We start from the raw sequence: 20,217 nt of genomic DNA, 5'->3' as shown, positions 1-20,217 counted from the left end.
AAAAGCTGAGATTTTCATCTCAGCTTTTTTGTTGGTTAAATTAAAGTCCAAAGACGACCTTGTAAAGCAAAGCGCCGCAGATACCGGCCAAAATAGGAGCCACAACTGGAATCCAAGCGTAATCCCAATGAGCATTGCGGTTAGTCCGGTGACTAGGCAAGATTTGGAATAAGAAACGTGGAGCAAGGTCACGTGCAGGGTTTAAGGCAGGACCTGTAGGACCACCAAATGAAGTTACGATAACCATAACCAAAAGACCAATGCCGATAAAGCCGGCACCTTGGTTGCCATGACCAAAAACAGGTGAGTGGGTAATGGCTAAAGCACCGAAGACTAAAGTTAAAGTACCGAAGAATTCGTTGATAAAACCATTAGCCTTGCTGCCGGAAGCATCAGCAGTTGAGAAAGTCCCCAAAACACAGTCATTATCATCAGTCATATCGTAGTGCGGCTTGAAGCAAAGGTAAACAATGAATTGGCCTACCAAAGCGCCAAGTAATTGAACGCCGATGTAAGGTAAAACTTCAGACCAAGGAAAAGCACCGGCAAAAGCCAAGCCAATTGTAAAGGCTGGGTTGATGTGGTTACCTGAAACAGAACCAAACATCAAGGCTGGAATCATAACGGCAAAACCATAACCAACGGAAATTGTCATCCAACCACTGTGAGTACCTTTTGTCCCCTTAAGTTCAACGTTAGCAACAGAACCGTTACCTAAAATAATCATAATTGCTGTACCGAAAAATTCAGCAGCTAAGCGTGTAGTTAATGAAAAATCCATTTTATCCTCCAAAAAAATTCGTATAAATTGTACTTTTCAATCATAAGCATTGACTTAGTCCTTGTCAATGATGTTTTTCAATTTTTTTCAATATGTATGCTGTAATTTTTATAAAAATGTAAGAATTGTAGGCAAAATGAAAAAATGGCCGAAAATAAAACTAAGGAAAAAGAAAATTTCTCAAATCTTTACTAAAGCTGGATCAATTTAATGCATTACAGTCAAAGTTAGACTACAATAGAAGGGTAAAAGAAATAGGATGTGACTTTATGATAGCAAAAGCGGTAGAAAATATATTAGAAGAACAACAAGATAAGTTTCTAATTCCCGCTGAACTAGTAGCTAATGTTTTAGAAGACAATAGGTTGGACCATGCTTTTCTAGTCTTAACGAAGGTCAAATACGCTAAGATTCCGGTTTTGGATAATAAACAGCATTTTAAAGGTTTATTGTCCTTAGCGATGATTACCGATACGATGCTGGGGTTAAACGGTATTGATGCTAGCAAATTGCATGATATTCAAGTTAAAGATGTGATGCAAACAGATGTCCCACTTGTTAAACTTCCTTACGATATGGAAAAGATTATGCATTTAATGGTAGATCAGGCCTTTTTAGTTGTGGTTGATGATAACAACTGCTTTACTGGTATTTTAACGCGCCGGGAAATGATTAAAGCAATTAATCATTTGGCGCATGAATTGGATAAAAGATATTTAGTTGAAGCAAGAGATCAGCTGAAAGCTTAAAAAAATCCGCTAATTAATTTAGCGGATTTTTTTACTTAGTTAAAGAAAGAGGCGAAGTTGGAATATCAAAACCGTGGTCCTTTAAAGCATCTAAATAACTGTCACGCAGTTGACGACTGATGGCATATTGGGCACCGTTTTTGGCATAGGCAATAACGCGTAAAACCAGGTCTCCTGATCCCAGGTCGACGGTTCCTAAAATCTGTGGCTGTTTAGTTAAGTCGCTGAGCTTTGGGGTTAGCTCTTGATTGACAGAAGCGACAATTTGCTTCATTTTTTCTAAATCTTTATTGGAATCAAGTCTGATATCGACTAAAACGCGCATATCATTGCGCGACATGTTGCTGACAATGGTGATACTGCGGTTGGGGATGAAGTGCAAAGTGCCATCATAACCGGTAATCTGGGTATTGCGCAGGCCAATTGCGCTGACCGTGCCTTCAATGGTGCCGATTTTAACATCATCACCCACGACAAATTGCTGTTCTAACAGGATAAAAAAGCCCGTTACAATATCAGATACCAACCCTTGCGCCCCTAACCCTAAAGCCACACTGACAATTCCGGCACTAGCTAACAGGGTGCTGACTGGTACGCCTAAAATAGACAAGACAGCATAAAAGTAAAAGAATAAAACTGCGTAATGAAAGATATTCATACTTAAAGTATAAATGGTATTAATTCGGCCTAAAGCAAGGTCGGCGGTATTTTTACGGGCAGTATGAAAACTTTTTTTAATGATCTTTTTACCAACAGTGTGAATAACAAAGAAAAGCAGGGAAACGACTGCTAAGGAAAAAAGGGTGGATAAAAAAGTTGAAATCATTTGATCCCAATTATAGTTAGTGAAATATTTTTGAATAATATTTTGGCCTTTAACGGCAGCAAGCATAATGGTTATTAGTCCTTTCATTTACAAATTTGCTTTCATTATAGCAAAAAGAGTTTAAGCCTGCCAAATAGGTAAATGATTGCAGTTTTAGTTTTTAAATGATATTCTAAAGGAAATGGAATTTACTAGGAGGATTTTGAGATGTCAATTACAGTTGGACAGGCGCTAGCAGCGATTGCGGTAGTAGCTTTTGTGGTATTGGTCATTTATTTGTGCCGGGTGTTGGCCAAATTAGTGGATACCGTCCAAGAGACTACCAAGACGGTGCAGGTTTTAACGAAGGATATGGATAAAATTGCATTTCAGGTAGATGAATTGTTGGATAAGACCAATACTTTAATGGATGATGTCAACGAAAAATCACAAAAGCTAAATCCTTTGTTTGAAACAGCGGCTGAACTTAGTGAAAGCATTTCTGATTTGAACGAGGCCAGCCGTCAGACAGCTCAAAAAATTTCCGAATCAGCTACAGGTGCTTCAAAAGCAGCTTCAGCTTTTAAAGTCGGAAAAAGTATTTTTAATTTTGCCAGTCGCCATTTAGGAAAGTAAGATAATGAATAGGAGTGGTTTTAATGAGTAAAAAATTTTTACTAGGATTAGGAGCCGTTGCTGGGGCTTGCTTTTTAATTTCAAAAAAATTAACTGATGAACAAAAAGATAAAATTGCGATGAAAGTAGATGAAATGGTGTTAAATGGCCGGGATACAGCGTTAAAATATGATCAATATGCCCGTCAATTTATCGAAGACAACGATTTGGGCGCTTTAAAAGATAAAGTTGTCCAAAAAGCGCAATCTTTTTCCAGTGACCAAAATGTTAGTGAGGCTTTGGATTCTTTAAAAAAGGCAACGCGTGATTTGAAAGAACACTTAGAAGCAGCTGGACAAGATTTAAAAGCTTATCATGAATTTGATGAGGATACTTTAGATGACGAAGATGAAATTATCATCAACCATAACGATGCGTCTGCTTTTAGCGAAGTAAAAAAAGAAGCGGAATTTGAAAAAGATCATCCAACTGAAACCTTTTATCCGCAAAATTAATAAAAAAAAGGAGCTGAACATTCAGCTCCTTTTTTATTTGCTTAATCCAAAGGAATAGTGCGTAATTCTTTGGATGAGTGGGTAAATGGATCACAGCCGTTTTCAGTAATTGCAACACAGTCTTCAATCCGGACGCCGGTTAAACCTGGAACGTAAATACCCGGTTCAATGGAGAAGCACATGCCTGGTTCTAAGACAAGGTCATTGCCTTCCATAATTGATGGGAATTCGTGGTCGCTTTGGCCAATCCCATGTCCCAAACGGTGGATGAAGTATTCGCCATAACCGGCTTTAGTGATGATATCACGTGCTACTTTATCGAGTTGAGCAGCAGTAATACCTGGTTTAGCAGCATCTTGGGCTGCTAATTGAGCTTCTAAGCAGACATTGTAGATTTCTTTTGATTTAGCATCAATGTCGCCAAAAGCTACAGTTCGTGAAGCATCGGAAACATAGCCGTCGCAAACAACACCTAAGTCAAATAAACATAATTCATTTGGCTTGATTAACTCTTTTAAAGGAGCTCCGTGAGGATCAGCAGCATTAGCCCCGCTTTGCACAATTGTGTCAAAACTCATATGCATAATGCCGGATTTCATCATATTGTATTCAATTTCAGCGACAACTTGTTGTTCAGTGCGCTTGGTTGAAAGAGCTGCAAAACCAGCTTCAAAAGCCTTGTCGGCCCAGTCGCCGGCTACGTGCAGCTTAGCGATTTCGTCTTTGGTCTTGAATAATTTTTCATGTTGAATTAATGGAGACAAGTCACCTGAGAATTCAGCTTGGGGGAAGTTGGCTTTGACAGCTTCATAACGTCCCACGGTTAAATTATTTTTTTCAACAGCCCATTTAGTAGGGTTAAGACCTAAATCATCGATGTGCCCCTTGATTAAAGCAAATGGATCTTCATGATCTAAATAGCCGTAAACAGGATATTTCCAACCGGCCTTTTTAACAGAACCAACTTCTAAGGCAGGTGCAAAGATGAAAGGATCTTTATTAGGGAAAATAAATAAAGCTAAAACCCGTTCAATCGGGTCGCTGGAAAAACCAGTGAAATATTCAACGTTTTTCCAATCGCTGACATAAGCAATGTCTAAACCATTATCGGCTAACCAGTTTTGTACGGTTGTAATATGTGACATATAATCGCCTCTTTGAAATATTGTTTAAAACAAATTTATTATAACACATAAAGGAAAATGACTGAAATTTATCAGCACCAGTATGAGATCAAATACTGTTCCAAAGATAATGTGAAAAAAATAAAAAAACATTTTATGAAAACTAATGAAAAAAATCTTTGAAACGCTTGCATTTGACCGTAAACTTTGCTAAATTAGATAACGTTGAATGAAAATATGCTTGAAAATACATATTTTAGGAAAGGAATTATCATGGAAAAGCAAACAATTACAATTTATGATGTTGCTCGCGAAGCATCTGTTTCAATGGCGACTGTTTCTCGTGTTGTTAACGGTAATCCTAATGTTAAACCAGCTACACGTAAAAAAGTTTTAGAAGTTATTGACCGGCTTGACTACCGTCCAAATGCGGTAGCCCGCGGTTTGGCCAGCAAAAAGACAACCACAGTTGGGGTTATTATCCCTGATGTGACCAACGTTTATTTCTCATCTTTAGCACGTGGGATTGACGATGTAGCGGCTATGTATAAGTACAACATTATCTTGACCAATTCTGATGGTAATGAACAAAAAGAAATTCAAATGCTTAATACTTTGTTAGCTAAGCAAGTTGATGGTATTATCTTTATGGGCAACAACTTAACAGATGAATTGCGGACACAATTTGCCCGTTCCAAGACACCGATTGTTTTGGCTGGTTCAGTTGATCCTAAAGAAGAAGTTGAAAGTGTCCACATTGATTATGTAGCAGCTGTTGAAGGTGCTGTCAATGACTTGATTAACCATGGAAACCAAAAGATTGCCTTTATTTCAGGTCCTTTGACTGATCCAATCAATGGTCAATACCGTTTGCAAGGTTACAAGAATGCTTTGGCTAATAATGGAATTGATTTTGATGAAGAATTGATTTTTGAAACAGACAACAGCTATCGTGCTGGTGAAGTTTTATGGCCAGCCTTATCTTCAGCTGATGCCACAGCTGCTTTTGTCGGCGATGATGAACTCGCTTGCGGTGTTTTGAATGGGGCACGTGATGCTGGAGTTAATGTGCCTGATGACTTTGAAATCATTACCAGCAACAATTCTAAGCTTACTGAAATTGTCCGTCCACAATTATCATCAATTACCCAACCGCTTTACGATATCGGTGCGGTTTCCATGCGTTTGTTAACCAAGATGATGAATAAAGAAGAAGACGAAGGCTCACAAAAGACGATTGAATTGCCATACGGCTTTATCAAGCGGGCTTCAACTAAATAAGCGGATAAGCAAGGTGAAAGCCTTGCTTATTTTTTGAGGTGCATATATGAAAAAAATGACACGATCCGATTTTTACCTATTATGTGCTCTAGTGATGATGCTGGTGCTGTTTATTTCATCCTCGATGACTTACCAGCAGCAAACGTCTGTTCCACTACTAGAAAGAATTTTACGTCACAGACCGGCCTTGGCTTATTTAAAGCATTTTACGTTAACATACGCCGGTAATGTGATTAGCGTGGAAAAAGTGGGCTACTACAAGTTTATTGAATTTTTCATTCGAAAATTAGCACATTTTACCACCTATTTTTTGCTGGGAAGTTTTTTATATTTAGCGGTTAAAAATAAATTATCAGCTTGGGTAGCCATTATGCTAGCTGTTTTAGCTGCTTTAGGCTACGCTGCCAGTGATGAATTTCACCAAATGCTGACAGGAGGAAGAACACCATTGTTCCAAGATGTCATGCTCGATGGTATGGGGGCGTTGACGGGTGTTTTACTCTGCTATTTAGTTAGCTTTTTTCACAGTTTCATCCAAAAAAAGCAAAATTGAGTTGCATGGCGGTCTATCATTTGATAAGATTATTTTGGCGTGTAGCCAAAATTGAAGATTATTTCGGAAAGAGGTATTACAAATGTCAGGACATTCAAAATGGCATAACATCCAAGGCCGTAAAAACGCCCAAGATGCAAAACGTGGAAAAATTTTCCAAAAATTATCACGAGACATATATATGGCAGCAAAGAGTGGCGGTCCTGACCCAGACGCTAATCCGCAATTGCGCTTAGTTATGGATAAGGCCCGTGCTGCTAATATGCCAAAAGATAACATTAAGCGTGCCTTGGATAAGGCTACTGGCGCTAACGGTGCTAACTATGAAGAAATCACATATGAAGGATATGGTCCTGCCGGGGTTGCGGTTTTGGTTCATGCTTTGACTGACAACCGTAACCGGACAGCATCTGCTGTACGTGCTGATTTTAACCGTAATGGCGGTAACTTGGGTGAAACAGGTTCAGTTGCATTTATGTTTGATCGTAAGGGTTATATTGCAATTGCACGTGAAGATCTTGATGTTGATGAAGATCAAATGCTTGACGACGTACTTGAAGCCGGTGCTGAAGATTTGCAATCATCTGATGATGTTTTTGAAATTTACACAGAACCACAAGACTTTGAAGGCGTTCGTGATGCTTTGCAAAACAAGTATGACCTTGATAGCGCTGAAATTACGATGGTACCACAAAATACAGTACCTGTACCAGCTGATAAAGTTGAACAACTTCAACGTTTAATCGACCGTCTTGAAGACGAAGATGACGTTTCAGAAGTCTTCACTTCAGCTGAATTTCCAGATGAAGACTAAAATAAGTTATTAACTAAGAGTTAGGGGCACCCTAGCTCTTTTTTTAGAAAAAATTTCTAGCTAAAATAGGTGAAATGTTATATGCTATTAAAAGGTTTTAATCTTTTGACGGAGGGAAAATGATGGCTAATAAAGTGACAGTGTTGGGAAGTTTAAATGTTGATACAATTCTAAGAATTTCACGGTTGCCTAAACCAGGTGAAACAATGCCGATGTCCGATCAAGATAAGGCTGGCGGTGGCAAAGGGGCTAATCAAGCTATTGCAGCAGCCCGTTGCGGAGCTGAGACATCCTTTATCGGTAAAATCGGGGCGGACGAAAATGGCAAGATGATGTGCCGGCTTTTGCAGGAAAGCGGCGTTGATTTAACCCAGGTTACCCAATCAGACAAGGGAACAGGTCAAGCTTTTATCTTACTGCAAGATTCTGGGGAAAACAGCATTTTAATTTATGGCGGTGCCAACCAAACGATTACCGCTGATGATATTTTAAAGGCTAAAGCTGAAATTACCGAAGCTGATTTTTTAGTTACCCAATGTGAAACACCGCTCATGCCAGCTGCTAAGGCCTTTTCACTAGCCAAAGAACATGGCGTTATTACCATTTTAAATCCAGCACCGGCTAAGCAGCTGCCACAAGAATTGTTGGAACAAACCGATATTATCACTCCTAATGAAACAGAAGCTGAACTTTTAACCGGGGTTAAGGTTGATAACCGTTCTTCACAGCATGAAGCAGCAGTTAAATTGCAAGCCTTAGGGGTTAAAAATGTGATTATTACGCTGGGGTCAGCTGGATCATTTTACCGCTTTGGCAGCAAAGAAGGCTTTGTGCCGGCCTTCAAAGTACATGCTATTGATACCACGGCAGCCGGGGATACCTTTTTAGGAGCTTTGTCATCCAAGCTTAAGCGTGATTTTTCAAATATTGAAGAAGCCCTCGTTTTTGCTAGTGGAGCTTCATCAATTGCGGTGCAAAAATTAGGAGCTATTCCATCAATTCCAACTAAAGACATGGTTGAAGCAATTTTATAAGTAGAAAAGGAGCTAAGAATTTTTCTTAGCTCTTTTTGAATACAATCAGTTTTTTTGGCGTCTTTATATAGTGAAAAGAGGTGACAAAATGGATCAACGATTAACCCAAGTGTTTAAAGATGCTATTAGTTTAAAAGCTAGTGATATCAGCTTTTTACCTGCCGGAGATAGTTATCAGGTTAAGTTTTGTGTGGCTGGTATTTTTCAAAAATATCAAGTTATGGATGCTTCCACCATCAGCCAATGGATTAGCTTTTTAAAGTATCAAGCTGAGATGGCCTTATCAGAAAAAAGACGGCCACAGTTAGGCGCTTTAAGATATGAATTGGAGCAAAAACAGTATTTTTTGCGGTTGTCGACGGTGGGAGATTTTTTAAACCGCGAATCGCTTGTTATTAGAATTATTTATCCCAGCCAAAAGATAGCGCAGGGCTGCTTTTTTGCCGAGCAATGGGACCGGTTAAATCAAGCTTGCCACAAAAGAGGCTTAATTTTATTTGCTGGTCCGATGGGCAATGGCAAAACAACGACGATGTACAGTTTAGCTAAAAATTTGACTGAAAAGCAGGTGATGTGCATTGAAGATCCGATTGAGATTTATGAGCCGGATTTTTTGCAGATTCAAGTAAATGATAAGGCGGAAATGACGTATGCCGCTTTATTAAAAGTGGCTTTACGGCACCATCCCGATGTTTTTATCATTGGTGAAATTCGGGATAATCAGACGGCTAAAATAGCGATTAATGCCGCTTTAAGCGGGCATTTAGTGTTGAGTACAGTGCATGCGGCCAGCTGTTATGGGGTTTGGCAGCGGATGGAAAACCTTGGAATTAGCGCCTTTGAATTGCGCCAGACACTGCAGCTGGTTTCTTATCAGCGCTTGATTCCAACTACCATGAATAAAAGCATGCTGCTTTTTGATATTTTGACAGGCGATGAGATGGCTGAAAAAAAAGCTTGTCAGCAGATGACCAGAAAGTGGGGGGAACATCTTGATATATGCGTTAAAAATGGCTGGATTACGCCAAAAAATCGGCAAAACTTTGCCGAGGGGTGAAAAATGGAGCGCCAAAAAGCAAGCCTTATTTTTTAAAGATTTGGCAGGTATGCTGAAGGCCGGCTTTTCAATCCACCAGGCTGTCATAAATCTTAAGCGAGCCCAAGTTAAGCCGGATGAAGATTTAATTGAGCTAGATGAAAAGTTGCAGCGGGGTATTTCGCTATCCCAGGCTTTAAAAAAGCATTTGCAAGCAGCGACTTATTACCAGCTGGTGATTGCGGAATTACATGGATCAATTGAAGAAAGTATTGAGCAGCTGGGAATGTATTTGGAACGCAAAAATACGCAAAAAAATAAGTTATTGGGATTATTGATTTATCCGTTGTTTTTACTGGTGTTTTTGTTTGGAATTGTGGTTTTCATGAAAATCTTTTTAGAACCGCAGCTAAGACAATTTGAAGGTGCAACATATGAATCGGGGTTTGATATCCGCCAGTTAGGACAAATCATGGCTTTAGCTATCTTACTGGTGCTAAGTATTTATTTGGGTAAAGTATACTGCTGGTGGCGGAAGCAAAAGGCTTTAAATCGGCATTATTGGTATTGCAGCCTACCTCTAATCGGAAGAATATACCAGCAATATTGTCGTTATTACCTGTCTTTTAACTTGGCGATGCTTTTGAATTCAGGCCTTGATTTAAAAGATATCTGCCGATTGTTGCTTAATTTTGAAAAAAAGAGTCTCTTTTATCAACTAGGATACGAATTAAACCGGCAGCTGAATCAAGGGCAGGATTTGGGTGCTATGGAGCAAACATTGATTTTTATGCCTGAATTAAAGCATTTTTTTGAATTAGGTCAAACCAAAACGGAGATTAGTGCGCAATTGATGCTATATGCTAAGTTTTCTTATCACAAATTAGTACGACAAATTGATAATCTTTTGGCTTTGGTGCAGCCTTTATGTTTTTTAGTGATTGCATTGGTGATTATTGGTTCTTACTTAAGTATGCTGCTGCCGCTATATAACAGTTTGGGGGAAATGAAATGAAAAAAAGATGGCAAGCTTTTACGCTAATTGAAATGGCTGTGGTGTTATTTATTATTAGTTTATTGGTTTTATTAATTGTGCCTAATTTGGCCAGTCAAAGAAGTCACGCTAAAGAAATTAATGATAATGCCTTGCAGACTGAGCTTAATTCGCAAGCGCAACTTTATGCAGATGATAATGATGTTGATGTAGCTTCAGTGACGGTAGATGATTTAAAAGCTAAAGGGTATTTGACTAATAAGCAGGCCAAAAAGATTGCCGCAGATCATCTAGAAATCGGCAATAAAAATGATAACTAAAAAAAACCGTGCTTTTACATTAATAGAAACCAGTCTGGTTTTATTAATTGTTAGTGTTACCCTCCTTTTAGGGGTTTTCCCTGTCAAAAAAACAATGGCTAAAAATCAAGAGAAAATGTTTTATCAAAGTTTTCGCAATGATGTTACTTACATTACCAGTGTAGCGATTAAAGCTAACCGTCCCAGCTGGATTACCTTTAAACCGTCTAAGCCGCAGCAGGTTATTTTTACGTGTGGGCACATTGAAAAAAGATTGCCGTTGCCTAAGACATTAGTGTTGGATGAGAATTATACGGTTGATTGTTATGTGTCAAATAAAGGTTCGGTGCCCCCAATGACCATTCGTTATCACTCACTGTTAACCCATCATAATTATCGACTGGTGTTTCAGCTGGGGTTTGGCGCCCAGTATCGCATTTATGAGGACTAAAAATGAAAAAAGAAGCTTTTATTTTGGCGGATGCGCTTAGTGGACTGGGAGTGGTGGTGGTTTTGGTTTGGATTTTATGTCTATGTTGGCAGCAAAGTTTGAAACAAGAGCAAAAAGCCTACATTGACATGCAAGCTAATTTAGCTTTGCTCAAAAAAACCAATCAGCTTGAATCTGAAATTATTTATCAGCACGTAAAGGGAGCAAAAAAGGTTTATGAAATTACGGTGGGAGAAAAGAACATTTCAATCAAAAAATAGTCCGGCTTTTACTCTAGTTGAGACTGAATTAGCTTTAGCTGTGGCTGGTTTAGGCATACTTTTATTAGCAGGGGTAATCTGTTTTTGTCATTTAACGGTTGCTGATGAGCATGCCGTTGAAAGATTTCAATATGCTAAATTTTTGAGTGAAATTTATTCTGATCAACTCGATTTACGGGGACAATTTTATCATATTGAGGCTAATAAACAAGATTATATTGCTTATTACAGCAGTAAAACGAAGAAAAAATATGCTTTGGAATATTATTGGAAGCGGGATGCCTTAGTAATGGTTTCATGTAGCTCTGAAGCTGGTAAAATGCCGCTACTTTATAAAGTGACGCAAATGAAGCAGACCATCAATCATGGCTATCAGAGGATTAAACTTGAGATGGATGATGGTCAAATATTTGAAGAAGAGATTGTAGTACCGACAAAAAAGGTGGGGAATAGATTGGGGTAAAAAAGACAAGTTCAGGTACTTTACTGACGATGGCGTTAATTTTTACGGTGGTTTTGACGGGAATTTTTTGTGTTCAAGTCGGGTTATTTGAAGCGCGAATTCAGGCATATCACCAGCAAAGTGAATTTTATCTTGCTAAAAGTATGGCTAATTTAGTATTAATTAATCGGGTTAAAAAAGGGCAAACTACACATTTTAACATGGGGCAAGTTTACCGCGATTATGATGAATTAGACGTTACTTTAAATAATGGTCATGTATATCAGCTGAAGATACCGAATGATTTCATGCATTAGGCGGGAATATTTGCATTTTAATTTTGAAATCGTTAAACTGTAACGAGTAGAATGATTAAAAATTAGAAGGGAAACGACATGGCATTAGCAGACATTGAAAAGCAATATAATTTAATGAGTGAAGCAACACAAATTTTGCAGGAACAACTGGGGGATGATTATTTAGATGCTTTGATTGAGAACTTTGACAACCTCTTAAATGATGGTCAAGTTCATGTAGAAGACGGCTTACCAGATGAAAAGGCACAAGCTAGACTAAGTGAAATTTATCAAGCGGTTGATGTAGAGCATTTAGCAAATAAGGATCGACGATTGCTTTTGCAATTATCATTAATTTTTGCTTACCGTAAGGAAAAAATTCAAGCCAACCATCAATTAACGCCAGATGCCATCGGCTTTTTAGCGGCTTATCTTCTAAAACAGGTTTACCACAATAAAAAAGCTACTAAGATGCTTGATTTGGGGATTGGTACCGGTAATTTAACGGCTACTTTGATTGAATCATTAACTGAAGCAGACTATCAAAATATCCATGCTTTTGGCGTTGATAATGACGATACTTTATTAGCGATTGCCAGTTTGCAGGCTGAGTTGGAAAATTTGCAACTTGATTTATATCATCAAGATGCCTTAGACCAATTAGTGGTGCCACAAGTCGATTTGATAGTGTCTGATTTGCCGATTGGCTATTATCCACTTGATGAAAAAGCCAAACAGTATGCTAGTCATTTTGAAAAAGGTCATTCATATGCACATTTCTTATTGATTGAACAGGGAATGCGGCAGTTGAAAGCTGACGGGATTGGGATGTTTTTAGTTCCAGCAGGTATTTTTGAAGATGAAAATTCCTTGCCTTTGCTTAAAGAAATTCAAGCGCAGGGCTATTTACAAGCTTTGATTAACCTGCCAAGCAATTTATTTACATCGAAGCATTCAGAAAAGGCTATTTTATTGTTGCAAAAAAAAGGTCCTAAGGCCAAACAAGCGCAGCCTGTCCTGTTAGGTGATTTTCCGCTTATCAAAGATCAAGAAAAATTTGCCAAATTTATGGCAGAAGTTGACTTATGGCAAAAGAAAAACTTTAGCTAAATGAATTTAATTCACCTATTAATGAATAAGTTGAATTTTACTACAATGAATAATAGCTATATACTAATAGTATTAGACTTATGATGGGTGGAAAAAGAAAATGGATGAACAGCAAGAGCGTAAGCGTGGCTTAAAAAATAGGCATGTTCAATTAATTGCTTTAGGCGGAACGATTGGGACAGGCCTGTTTTTAGGTTCAGGCAAATCAATTCATTTAGCAGGGCCTTCAATTGTTTTAGCTTACCTACTTACAGGAATTATTTGTTTTTTACTGATGAGGGCAATGGGCGAATTATTGCTGTCAGATTTGAAAACACATTCCTTTATTGATTTTATTGTGAAATATTTGGGTGAAGAGGTTGGCTTCGTTACTGGTTGGACGTATTGGATTTGCTGGATTACGATTGCTATGGCTGATGTAACTGCTAGCGGATTGTATGTGAAATACTGGTTTCCTGACATTCCCCAATGGCTGCCGGGATTTGTCATATTACTTCTGCTATTATTTGCTAATTTAATAACGGTGGCAATGTTTGGCGAAATGGAATTTTGGTTTGCCTTGATAAAAATTATCGCGATTGTCTTTTTAATCCTTGTGGGAGTTGTGATGGTTGTTAACGGTTGGAAAACACCGCAAGGGCATGCAAGTTTGCTCAATTTAGTCAATTATGGCGGCTTTTTTCCGCAAAAATTAACTGGCTTTATTAAATCATTTCAAATGGTAACCTTTGGCTTTATTGGAATCGAGATGATTGGGGTGACAGCTTCTGAAACTGAAAATCCCAAGGTGGTAATTCCTAAAGCAATCAATGAAATACCATTGCGAATCATTTTATTTTATGTTGGCTCGCTGACAGCTTTGATGGCTATCTATCCTTGGAATGATATTTCGACAGCTCAAAGTCCTTTTGTACAGGTTTTTAAAAATGTTGGAATTAGTTTTGCTGCCGGCATTATCAACTTTGTGGTTTTAACAGCAGCCGCTTCGGCATGTAATAGTTCCATCTTTAGTACTGGACGAATGATGTTTGCTCTGACATGCAAGGGCAAATCTAAGTTTGCCAAGAAAATGTCACAGGTTTCTAACCGGATGGTTCCCGCTAATGCAGTTAAATTTTCGACTTTTGTGATTGCTTTAGCTGTTTTGGCAAATTTCGTGGTGCCTAATGCTTCTTTATTTCAATTTATTTCCAGTGTAGCTACTACATGTTTTTTGTTCATTTGGGGTGCAATCATTGTAGCTCATTTGCGGTATAAAAAAAACAAAGCTGGAAAAGAAAAGACAACTTTTACTATGCCATGGTATCCGGTAACGGATTATTTAGTGTTGCTTTTCTTAGCTTTTGTATGTGTAGTTATGTGTCTTGAAAAAACAACTTTACTGGCCCTGATAGCTGCCGTGATTTGGTTTGTAATTTTGGCAGTTATTGTCAAGAAGATGAAAAAAGCCTAAAAAAAGGACTGTTGCTGCAGTCCTTTTTTTAATGGTGACTGTGTTATAATAGCCTTAGATATTTTGGAAAGCGGGGAATTTACTTGAACAGCGTTAAACGTGAACGCCGTGAAAATCAGCTGCAAAAAAAAGCTGAAAAGATTGCAGAATATGCTAGTGAAATTATCATGCAAAGTGATACCCAAATGCTGATTGATGGTCATCCTTATGTATTGGTTAAAAATTATCGCGATGGCTTTCAAACGGAACGTTTAAAAGAACGTTTTAGCCAAATTTTAACTAAGTATGATTATATTGTTGGCGATTGGGGCTACGATCAATTACGGCTGCGAGGCTTTTATGAAAGTAAAAGTAAAAAGGGAACTCCATCACAATCGATTGATCGTTTGATGGATTACCTTTATGAAAATTGCAATTTTGGCTGTGCTTATTTTGTATTGCGCAATCTTGATGTGCAAAAGCCGGCTCCAATACCTAAAGAAGAGCATCCTAAGCGCCGCAATCAAAGAAATACGAAGAAAAAGCCACGACGGCATAATAATTTTGATGAAAAAGTTTACGATATGCATAGTCGTAAACCAAATCGTACTGAGAAGAAGAGCAAAATGAAGGCCAAAACAGTCGGCAAAAACAGCCGTGGGCGTCATTTTACGATTAGACAGAAAAACTAAGAGAGGCTAAGAGAAAAGATGAAAAAATATGCTGGCTATATGATTGATTTAGATGGGACTATGTATCGTGGTAAGGAAAAAATTCCAGCTGCGAAAAGGTTTATCGAACGGTTGCAAAAACACCACATCCCGTTCTTATTTGTAACCAACAATAGTACCCAAACACCACAGCAAGTAGCTGATAATTTAACCAATAATTTTGAAATTAAGGTTACGGCTGATAATGTTTATACTTCAGCTTTAGCGACAGCTGATTATATGGCTGACTTGGATGACAATAAGCGTAGTGTTTATGTCATTGGTGAATTTGGCTTGAAGCAGGCTATTTTAGACCGCGGTTTTCATTTTGAAGAAAAAACGCCTGATTATGTTGTAGTTGGCTTAGATTATGATGTTACTTACCACAAATTTGAAATGGCAACGTTAGCTATCAAGCGTGGAGCACACTTTATAGGGACAAACGCTGATACTAATTTGCCTAATGAACGTGGGTTGGTCCCAGGTGCTGGGTCTGTCATTGCTTTAGTTGAATGCTCTACGCAGCAAAGGGCTGATTATGTTGGTAAGCCCGAAACCATTATTATGGAAAAAGCTTTGAAGAAGATGGGCTTAAACAAAGAAGATGTCGTTATGGTCGGTGATAATTATATGACGGATATTCAAGCTGGCATTAATTTTGGTATTGATACAATGCTGGTTTATACTGGAGTATCAACTAAAGAACAAGTAGCACAAAAAACGATTTTACCGACAATCGAACTTGATTCGTTAGATGAATGGGAAGTTTAATGAAAAGGTATAAATTAAAAGAAAGCTGCTATATGCTTGGTCTTTTTTTGACAATTGTTGCTTTCAGCATTGCTTTGACTATTAACTTTAAGCCGCTATATTATTATTTTGTTGATCAAGAACAGCTTTACCGCTTAGCCGGGATGAGTCGCTATGAATTACTGGCTCAATATGGAAAATTGCTTAATTATTTGAATTTTCCTTGGATTGTCCGGTTGCAGCTTAAATTTGCCATGTCGCAAAATGGTATGGGACATTTTGTAGATTGTAAAAAGCTATTTTTATTTGATTATGTTGTTTTGCTGGCTACGCTGCCTTTCACAGTCAAATATGTATATAATTTAGCAAAACAAGCGCGGTTTTGGACGTTAATCAATCCAATCAGGTGGCTGTTTAGTCTTATCTTTGTGTTAACTGTCTTGATGATAGCCAATTTTAATGCCTTTTTTGTTGTTTTCCATAAAATTTTATTTCGAAATGCTAATTGGATCTTTGATCCGGTTACGGATCCGATTATCAATGTATTACCGGAAGAGTTTTTCATGACATGCTTTGTTTTTTGCTTAATTATCATAATTGTTTTATGTCTTATTTTATATGGCTTGGGCCAAAAAGAATTGCATCAAAAAAACAGTAGTCGTTAACGACTACTGTTTTTTTATGTTTTGCTGAATTTAGCTTTTAAAGCACCGATAATAGCTGGCAAAAGTGAAACGCCGATGATGCCTAAAACGATCAAGGAGAAGTGTTCTTTAACAATAGGGAAGTTACCGAAGAAATATCCGCCACCGCAGCACAGGGTAACCCAAGCCAATGTGCCGGCTAGACAATAAGGCAAGAAAGTTTTATATTTTCCGCCGGAACCGCCGAAAACAAAGGGCGACATCGTTCGGATAATTGGCATAAAGCGTGCCAAAGAGATGGCCATACCACCGTGTTTTTCAAAGAAGGCTTCAGTACGATTTAAGTGTTCTTCTTTGAGAAACTTGCCAAAGAAAGAATTTTTTGTCAGAGAGCGGCCTACTTTGTGTCCGATAAAGAAGTTTAATGAATCACCTAAAATAGGGGCCATTAAAAAGAGGAACACAAAGATGCCAATATTTAAGTTGTAATTAGGATTGGCAGCCATAGCACAAGCAGCAAAAAGCAAAGAGTCGCCTGGTAAAAATGGCATGATGACGGCTCCCGTTTCAATAAAGATAATTAAAAACAATATTAGGTATGTCCAGTCCCCAAAGGTGTTAACGATGGTGACCAAGTGTGAATCGATGTGTAAAATAAAATCAATTAAGTAAGTCACAAAATCCTCCTAAAGTGGTTGTAGGTTATTTAATGGAAGCTTCGAAAGCTTTCATTAATTGCGTACTGTGTGCCGGTTGACGTTTTTCAGGGTATACGTATAACAAGGCATTATTAACAGCGTTAGGTGCTTCGCCAAAGCCAGTGGCAATCAAGTTGATTTTGCCTTCACGGTAAGCAATATCGCCAATCGCATAGATGCCAGGAATAGATGTTTGTTGATATTGATCAACTTTAATCGTCTTTCCCTGCATATCGAGATTCCAAGCTGAGATAATTTTATTATCTGAAACAAAACCGTAGTTAACGATTAAATCATCAACAGTAAGCTCAAGCTTATCATCACTTTTAGCTTTTTTGAGACCTAGAGTAATTTTGTCATTTTCGGCTTGGCTTAAAGTTTCAATCGTATAAGGTGTATGGATGTCGATTGAACTTTGCTGCATTTGTTCCACACTACTTTCCATTGCCCGGAATTGGTCGCGTCGGTGAATAATGTGGACTTTGTGGGCAACTTTTTCTAAGGCTAAAGCCCAGTCGACGGCTGAATCACCCCCGCCGGCAATAGCAATGTCGTGGTTGGCAAATTGTTTTGGATCTTTGACAAAATAAAAGAGATTTTTATTTTCAAATTCCGCCGCATTAGCTAATTTTAAACGCCGCGGTTCAAAGGCTCCCACTCCGGCTGCAACAACGATGGCTTTAGAGTACGTTGTCCGTTTACTGGTGGTAATTTCAAACCCTAAATCAGTCTTTTTTAAGTTTTGCACTGTTTCTTTTAAAAAGATATCGGGGTTAAACTGCTTAACTTGGTTTTCTAATTCGGTGATTAATTGAGCTCCGGTAATACCAAAAAAACCGGGGATATCATAGATTTTTTTTGAGGGGAAAAGGGCACTAACTTGGCCGCCCAAGGAATCTAAGCTTTCAATAATTTGTGTTTTGGCTAAACGCATGCACGCATAAGTAGCGGCAAACATCCCAACAGGACCGCCGCCGATGATAGTAATATCGTAATAATCTTCTTCAGTCATGATAAATTCCTTTCTATAAAAGTAAGTATCCACGTTTTAGGGTAGCATAAATAAAATAAAAAATAAATTCTTTGCGGTTTAAATTTGTGTAAATAGTTTGTAAATGTAATGTAAAGCAAGCCGTCTATTGATAATAAAGCGCATAGACATTATACTTAATAGTGATAATAAAATAGAAAATAGGAGGATTGAGATGAGTTCATATCCACAACTTAACGCAGCAGATGCTAGTGTTAAAGCAGTAATTAAGACGAATATGGGTGACATTACTTTGGCTTTGTTTAAAGAACAGACACCTAAGACGGTTGAGAATTTTATTGGTTTGGCTAAAGCTGGAAAATATGATGACGTTATTTTCCACCGTGTCATTAATGATTTTATGATTCAAGGCGGCGACCCTACAGGTACCGGTATGGGTGGTGAAAGTATTTGGGGCGAAAGCTTTGAAGATGAATTTTCAAATGAATTATTTAATTTGCGCGGTGCTTTGTCAATGGCTAATGCAGGTCCTAATACGAATGGCAGCCAATTTTTTATTGTTCAAGCCAAGCATGTTCCTGAAGATATGTTTGAACAAATGAAGCAAGCTGGCTATCCGGATGAAATTATCACGGCTTATCGCGATGGCGGGACACCATGGCTTGATCATCGCCATACTGTTTTTGGTCAAGTAATTACAGGGATGGATGTAGTTGATAAGATTGCGCAAGTAAAGACTACATTTGGCGATAAACCCAAAGACGATGTTATCATTGAAGCGGTTGAAATAGAAGAATAGGAGCTCTGCGTATGAATTATCGTATTGGGATGGTTCTTGACGGTAAGGTTACAGGTATCCAGCCATACGGTGCATTTGTCGCATTGGATGATAAAACACAGGGCTTGATTCATATTTCTGAGTGCAGGCACGGTTTTATAGATGATATCCATAGCTATCTAAAGATTGGTCAACGCGTAAGGGTCATGATTATTGATATTGATGAGTACACCCAAAAAATTTCATTGTCGGTGAGATGCTTAGAAAAGCCTTTTGATTTTGAAGCACCCAACAGATCCAGGTCGACACGAAAACGGTTTTGGACTAATCGCCATGTTCATGATGGTTTTGCTCCCATCGCTAGTCGTTTGGACGGATGGGTTGAAAGTGCTTTAGAGGATATCGAAAACGGAAAATAAGATGAGCGGCTGTCTTTGTGACAGTCGTTTTTTTTTATAAAAAAAGCTTGCTTTTTATGTGGAACATGTTATACTTATAAAGTTGCTGATGCGATGTATAAACTTTTTTGAATTTAGTATTTAAAAGATGTTGACACATTTATTTTTAAATGTTAAACTATAAAAGTTGTCGCGTGAGTGATGATTGTAAAAAATAAAATTGTTATTGACATTGCGTTTGGAAAATGCGATAATGATTTGGTCGGCTGATAAAGCTTCTTGAAAAAGAGGTTGACATTTAAGAAAGCCGATGATAGAATGAAGAAGCCGCGATGAGCGACTTTGAAACAGATCTTTGAAAACTGAACAAAGTTTCGATAAGCAAATGTGCAGGGCTTCTTGTTTTGAACAAGAGCAACGATATTTGCGAAGTCAATTCGCTAGTAAATTTAAATTTTGAGTCACAAACTTATAAATTGAGAGTTTGATCCTGGCTCAGGACGAACGCTGGCGGCGTGCCTAATACATGCAAGTCGAACGAAGCTTTTGATCAATAAATGCTTGCATTTAGCGATTAAAAGACTGAGTGGCGAACGGGTGAGTAACACGTAGGCAACCTGCCCAAAAGAGGGGGATAACACTTGGAAACAGGTGCTA

The 20,217-nt window shown here is 38.2% G+C and carries 26 protein-coding genes and 1 rRNA gene; 22 read left to right on the top strand and 5 right to left on the bottom strand.

Going from position 1 to position 20,217, the window contains the following annotated elements:
• Nucleotides 1-40: 40 nt before the first annotated feature.
• Nucleotides 41-781, bottom strand: a complete 741-nt coding sequence (locus BMX26_RS08610; RefSeq protein WP_075531022.1) for an MIP/aquaporin family protein — start codon at nucleotides 779-781, stop codon at nucleotides 41-43.
• 269 nt (nucleotides 782-1,050) lie between these two features.
• Between BMX26_RS08610 and cbpB the strand changes: the two genes are divergently transcribed.
• The gene (gene cbpB, locus BMX26_RS08605) at nucleotides 1,051-1,530 is read left to right on the top strand and encodes a cyclic-di-AMP-binding protein CbpB (RefSeq protein WP_075531021.1); all 480 of its coding nucleotides are present in this window, start codon (nucleotides 1,051-1,053) and stop codon (nucleotides 1,528-1,530) included.
• Between the two features lie 31 nt (nucleotides 1,531-1,561).
• Here cbpB and BMX26_RS08600 read toward each other — a convergent pair whose 3' ends face one another.
• Nucleotides 1,562-2,422: a mechanosensitive ion channel family protein gene (locus BMX26_RS08600; RefSeq protein WP_412771414.1), complete on the bottom strand. Its 861-nt coding sequence runs from the start codon at nucleotides 2,420-2,422 to the stop codon at nucleotides 1,562-1,564.
• A 141-nt stretch (nucleotides 2,423-2,563) separates the two neighbouring features.
• Here BMX26_RS08600 and BMX26_RS08595 point away from each other — a divergent pair, with 141 nt between their 5' ends.
• Both BMX26_RS08595 and BMX26_RS08590 read left to right on the top strand, forming a co-directional pair.
• Nucleotides 2,564-2,971: a DUF948 domain-containing protein gene (locus tag BMX26_RS08595; RefSeq protein ID WP_075531019.1), complete on the top strand. Its 408-nt coding sequence runs from the start codon at nucleotides 2,564-2,566 to the stop codon at nucleotides 2,969-2,971.
• Between the two features lie 23 nt (nucleotides 2,972-2,994).
• Nucleotides 2,995-3,465, top strand: coding sequence for a hypothetical protein (locus tag BMX26_RS08590; RefSeq protein ID WP_075531018.1), 471 nt, complete (start codon nucleotides 2,995-2,997; stop codon nucleotides 3,463-3,465).
• A 41-nt stretch (nucleotides 3,466-3,506) separates the two neighbouring features.
• On the opposite strand, the gene BMX26_RS08585 is transcribed toward BMX26_RS08590, so the two are convergent.
• On the bottom strand, nucleotides 3,507-4,610 hold the full coding sequence (locus tag BMX26_RS08585) for an aminopeptidase P family protein (RefSeq protein ID WP_075531017.1): 1,104 nt from the start codon (nucleotides 4,608-4,610) through the stop codon (nucleotides 3,507-3,509).
• 252 nt (nucleotides 4,611-4,862) lie between these two features.
• Between BMX26_RS08585 and ccpA the strand changes: the two genes are divergently transcribed.
• The 16 genes from ccpA to BMX26_RS08505 all read left to right on the top strand — a co-directional run bounded on the left by ccpA (nucleotide 4,863) and on the right by BMX26_RS08505 (nucleotide 16,716).
• Entirely contained in the window at nucleotides 4,863-5,870 is a 1,008-nt protein-coding gene (gene ccpA, locus BMX26_RS08580; protein WP_075531016.1) for a catabolite control protein A, read from the top strand.
• A 46-nt stretch (nucleotides 5,871-5,916) separates the two neighbouring features.
• Nucleotides 5,917-6,423: a VanZ family protein gene (locus tag BMX26_RS08575; protein WP_075531015.1), complete on the top strand. Its 507-nt coding sequence runs from the start codon at nucleotides 5,917-5,919 to the stop codon at nucleotides 6,421-6,423.
• An 82-nt stretch (nucleotides 6,424-6,505) separates the two neighbouring features.
• Complete coding sequence (locus BMX26_RS08570) at nucleotides 6,506-7,237, top strand: YebC/PmpR family DNA-binding transcriptional regulator (protein ID WP_075531014.1); 732 nt, start codon at nucleotides 6,506-6,508, stop codon at nucleotides 7,235-7,237.
• Nucleotides 7,238-7,359: 122 nt separating this feature from the next.
• Nucleotides 7,360-8,271, top strand: coding sequence for a ribokinase (rbsK, locus tag BMX26_RS08565; RefSeq protein WP_075531013.1), 912 nt, complete (start codon nucleotides 7,360-7,362; stop codon nucleotides 8,269-8,271).
• 88 nt (nucleotides 8,272-8,359) lie between these two features.
• The gene (comGA, locus tag BMX26_RS08560; protein ID WP_075531012.1) at nucleotides 8,360-9,328 is read left to right on the top strand and encodes a competence type IV pilus ATPase ComGA; all 969 of its coding nucleotides are present in this window, start codon (nucleotides 8,360-8,362) and stop codon (nucleotides 9,326-9,328) included.
• Complete coding sequence (locus tag BMX26_RS08555) at nucleotides 9,264-10,322, top strand: type II secretion system F family protein (protein WP_225355242.1); 1,059 nt, start codon at nucleotides 9,264-9,266, stop codon at nucleotides 10,320-10,322. The genes comGA and BMX26_RS08555 overlap by 65 nt, the downstream gene beginning before the upstream one ends.
• A complete protein-coding gene (comGC, locus tag BMX26_RS08550) occupies nucleotides 10,319-10,621 on the top strand; it encodes a competence type IV pilus major pilin ComGC (protein WP_075531010.1) in 303 nt (100 codons plus the stop codon). Before BMX26_RS08555 ends, comGC begins: the two co-directional genes overlap by 4 nt.
• Entirely contained in the window at nucleotides 10,611-11,051 is a 441-nt protein-coding gene (locus tag BMX26_RS08545; RefSeq protein ID WP_082272527.1) for a type II secretion system protein, read from the top strand. The genes comGC and BMX26_RS08545 overlap by 11 nt, the downstream gene beginning before the upstream one ends.
• A gap of 2 nt (nucleotides 11,052-11,053) precedes the next feature.
• Entirely contained in the window at nucleotides 11,054-11,311 is a 258-nt protein-coding gene (locus tag BMX26_RS08540) for a hypothetical protein (RefSeq protein WP_075531009.1), read from the top strand.
• Nucleotides 11,268-11,774, top strand: a complete 507-nt coding sequence (locus BMX26_RS08535) for a competence type IV pilus minor pilin ComGF (protein WP_075531008.1) — start codon at nucleotides 11,268-11,270, stop codon at nucleotides 11,772-11,774. Before BMX26_RS08540 ends, BMX26_RS08535 begins: the two co-directional genes overlap by 44 nt.
• A 29-nt stretch (nucleotides 11,775-11,803) precedes the next feature.
• Nucleotides 11,804-12,070, top strand: coding sequence for a hypothetical protein (locus BMX26_RS08530; protein WP_075531007.1), 267 nt, complete (start codon nucleotides 11,804-11,806; stop codon nucleotides 12,068-12,070).
• A 78-nt stretch (nucleotides 12,071-12,148) separates the two neighbouring features.
• A complete protein-coding gene (locus BMX26_RS08525) occupies nucleotides 12,149-13,159 on the top strand; it encodes a class I SAM-dependent methyltransferase (protein ID WP_075531006.1) in 1,011 nt (336 codons plus the stop codon).
• Nucleotides 13,160-13,259: 100 nt separating this feature from the next.
• Complete coding sequence (locus tag BMX26_RS08520) at nucleotides 13,260-14,612, top strand: amino acid permease (RefSeq protein WP_075531005.1); 1,353 nt, start codon at nucleotides 13,260-13,262, stop codon at nucleotides 14,610-14,612.
• Between the two features lie 83 nt (nucleotides 14,613-14,695).
• Nucleotides 14,696-15,283 (top strand): YutD family protein, encoded by a 588-nt coding sequence (locus BMX26_RS08515; protein WP_075531004.1) that lies wholly within the window; start codon nucleotides 14,696-14,698, stop codon nucleotides 15,281-15,283.
• An 18-nt stretch (nucleotides 15,284-15,301) separates the two neighbouring features.
• The gene (locus BMX26_RS08510; RefSeq protein WP_075531003.1) at nucleotides 15,302-16,072 is read left to right on the top strand and encodes a TIGR01457 family HAD-type hydrolase; all 771 of its coding nucleotides are present in this window, start codon (nucleotides 15,302-15,304) and stop codon (nucleotides 16,070-16,072) included.
• The gene (locus BMX26_RS08505; protein WP_075531002.1) at nucleotides 16,072-16,716 is read left to right on the top strand and encodes a TIGR01906 family membrane protein; all 645 of its coding nucleotides are present in this window, start codon (nucleotides 16,072-16,074) and stop codon (nucleotides 16,714-16,716) included. The genes BMX26_RS08510 and BMX26_RS08505 overlap by 1 nt, the downstream gene beginning before the upstream one ends.
• 14 nt (nucleotides 16,717-16,730) lie before the next feature.
• Here the strand turns inward: BMX26_RS08505 and BMX26_RS08500 are convergent, their stop codons facing one another.
• Entirely contained in the window at nucleotides 16,731-17,372 is a 642-nt protein-coding gene (locus tag BMX26_RS08500) for a VTT domain-containing protein (RefSeq protein ID WP_075531001.1), read from the bottom strand.
• 25 nt (nucleotides 17,373-17,397) lie between these two features.
• Complete coding sequence (locus BMX26_RS08495) at nucleotides 17,398-18,405, bottom strand: NAD(P)/FAD-dependent oxidoreductase (protein ID WP_075531000.1); 1,008 nt, start codon at nucleotides 18,403-18,405, stop codon at nucleotides 17,398-17,400.
• 193 nt (nucleotides 18,406-18,598) lie between these two features.
• Here BMX26_RS08495 and BMX26_RS08490 point away from each other — a divergent pair, with 193 nt between their 5' ends.
• The 3 genes from BMX26_RS08490 to BMX26_RS08480 form a co-directional block, all read left to right on the top strand.
• On the top strand, nucleotides 18,599-19,183 hold the full coding sequence (locus tag BMX26_RS08490; protein WP_075530999.1) for a peptidylprolyl isomerase: 585 nt from the start codon (nucleotides 18,599-18,601) through the stop codon (nucleotides 19,181-19,183).
• Nucleotides 19,184-19,194: 11 nt separating this feature from the next.
• On the top strand, nucleotides 19,195-19,581 hold the full coding sequence (locus tag BMX26_RS08485; protein ID WP_075530998.1) for a CvfD/Ygs/GSP13 family RNA-binding post-transcriptional regulator: 387 nt from the start codon (nucleotides 19,195-19,197) through the stop codon (nucleotides 19,579-19,581).
• A 451-nt stretch (nucleotides 19,582-20,032) separates the two neighbouring features.
• Nucleotides 20,033-20,217 (top strand): 16S ribosomal RNA (locus BMX26_RS08480); the annotation flags it as partial.

Origin of the sequence: Ligilactobacillus sp. WC1T17, from assembly GCA_900110005.1 — a bacterium.
GTDB classification, from domain to species: domain Bacteria; phylum Bacillota; class Bacilli; order Lactobacillales; family Lactobacillaceae; genus Ligilactobacillus; species Ligilactobacillus ruminis_A.
The sequence above is the reverse complement of the archived record's forward strand: the minus strand, read 5'-3'. Positions and strand labels throughout refer to the sequence as shown.

Coding starts and splice junctions, on each gene's coding strand:
- BMX26_RS08610 (WP_075531022.1), bottom strand. CDS start 781: ATGGATTTTTCATTAACTACACGCTTAGCTGCTGAATTTTTCGGTACA.
- cbpB (WP_075531021.1), top strand. CDS start 1,051: ATGATAGCAAAAGCGGTAGAAAATATATTAGAAGAACAACAAGATAAG.
- BMX26_RS08600 (WP_412771414.1), bottom strand. CDS start 2,422: ATGCTTGCTGCCGTTAAAGGCCAAAATATTATTCAAAAATATTTCACT.
- BMX26_RS08595 (WP_075531019.1), top strand. CDS start 2,564: ATGTCAATTACAGTTGGACAGGCGCTAGCAGCGATTGCGGTAGTAGCT.
- BMX26_RS08590 (WP_075531018.1), top strand. CDS start 2,995: ATGAGTAAAAAATTTTTACTAGGATTAGGAGCCGTTGCTGGGGCTTGC.
- BMX26_RS08585 (WP_075531017.1), bottom strand. CDS start 4,610: ATGTCACATATTACAACCGTACAAAACTGGTTAGCCGATAATGGTTTA.
- ccpA (WP_075531016.1), top strand. CDS start 4,863: ATGGAAAAGCAAACAATTACAATTTATGATGTTGCTCGCGAAGCATCT.
- BMX26_RS08575 (WP_075531015.1), top strand. CDS start 5,917: ATGAAAAAAATGACACGATCCGATTTTTACCTATTATGTGCTCTAGTG.
- BMX26_RS08570 (WP_075531014.1), top strand. CDS start 6,506: ATGTCAGGACATTCAAAATGGCATAACATCCAAGGCCGTAAAAACGCC.
- rbsK (WP_075531013.1), top strand. CDS start 7,360: ATGGCTAATAAAGTGACAGTGTTGGGAAGTTTAAATGTTGATACAATT.
- comGA (WP_075531012.1), top strand. CDS start 8,360: ATGGATCAACGATTAACCCAAGTGTTTAAAGATGCTATTAGTTTAAAA.
- comGC (WP_075531010.1), top strand. CDS start 10,319: ATGAAAAAAAGATGGCAAGCTTTTACGCTAATTGAAATGGCTGTGGTG.
- BMX26_RS08545 (WP_082272527.1), top strand. CDS start 10,611: ATGATAACTAAAAAAAACCGTGCTTTTACATTAATAGAAACCAGTCTG.
- BMX26_RS08540 (WP_075531009.1), top strand. CDS start 11,054: ATGAAAAAAGAAGCTTTTATTTTGGCGGATGCGCTTAGTGGACTGGGA.
- BMX26_RS08535 (WP_075531008.1), top strand. CDS start 11,268: ATGAAATTACGGTGGGAGAAAAGAACATTTCAATCAAAAAATAGTCCG.
- BMX26_RS08530 (WP_075531007.1), top strand. CDS start 11,804: ATGGCGTTAATTTTTACGGTGGTTTTGACGGGAATTTTTTGTGTTCAA.
- BMX26_RS08525 (WP_075531006.1), top strand. CDS start 12,149: ATGGCATTAGCAGACATTGAAAAGCAATATAATTTAATGAGTGAAGCA.
- BMX26_RS08520 (WP_075531005.1), top strand. CDS start 13,260: ATGGATGAACAGCAAGAGCGTAAGCGTGGCTTAAAAAATAGGCATGTT.
- BMX26_RS08510 (WP_075531003.1), top strand. CDS start 15,302: ATGAAAAAATATGCTGGCTATATGATTGATTTAGATGGGACTATGTAT.
- BMX26_RS08505 (WP_075531002.1), top strand. CDS start 16,072: ATGAAAAGGTATAAATTAAAAGAAAGCTGCTATATGCTTGGTCTTTTT.
- BMX26_RS08495 (WP_075531000.1), bottom strand. CDS start 18,405: ATGACTGAAGAAGATTATTACGATATTACTATCATCGGCGGCGGTCCT.
- BMX26_RS08490 (WP_075530999.1), top strand. CDS start 18,599: ATGAGTTCATATCCACAACTTAACGCAGCAGATGCTAGTGTTAAAGCA.
- BMX26_RS08485 (WP_075530998.1), top strand. CDS start 19,195: ATGAATTATCGTATTGGGATGGTTCTTGACGGTAAGGTTACAGGTATC.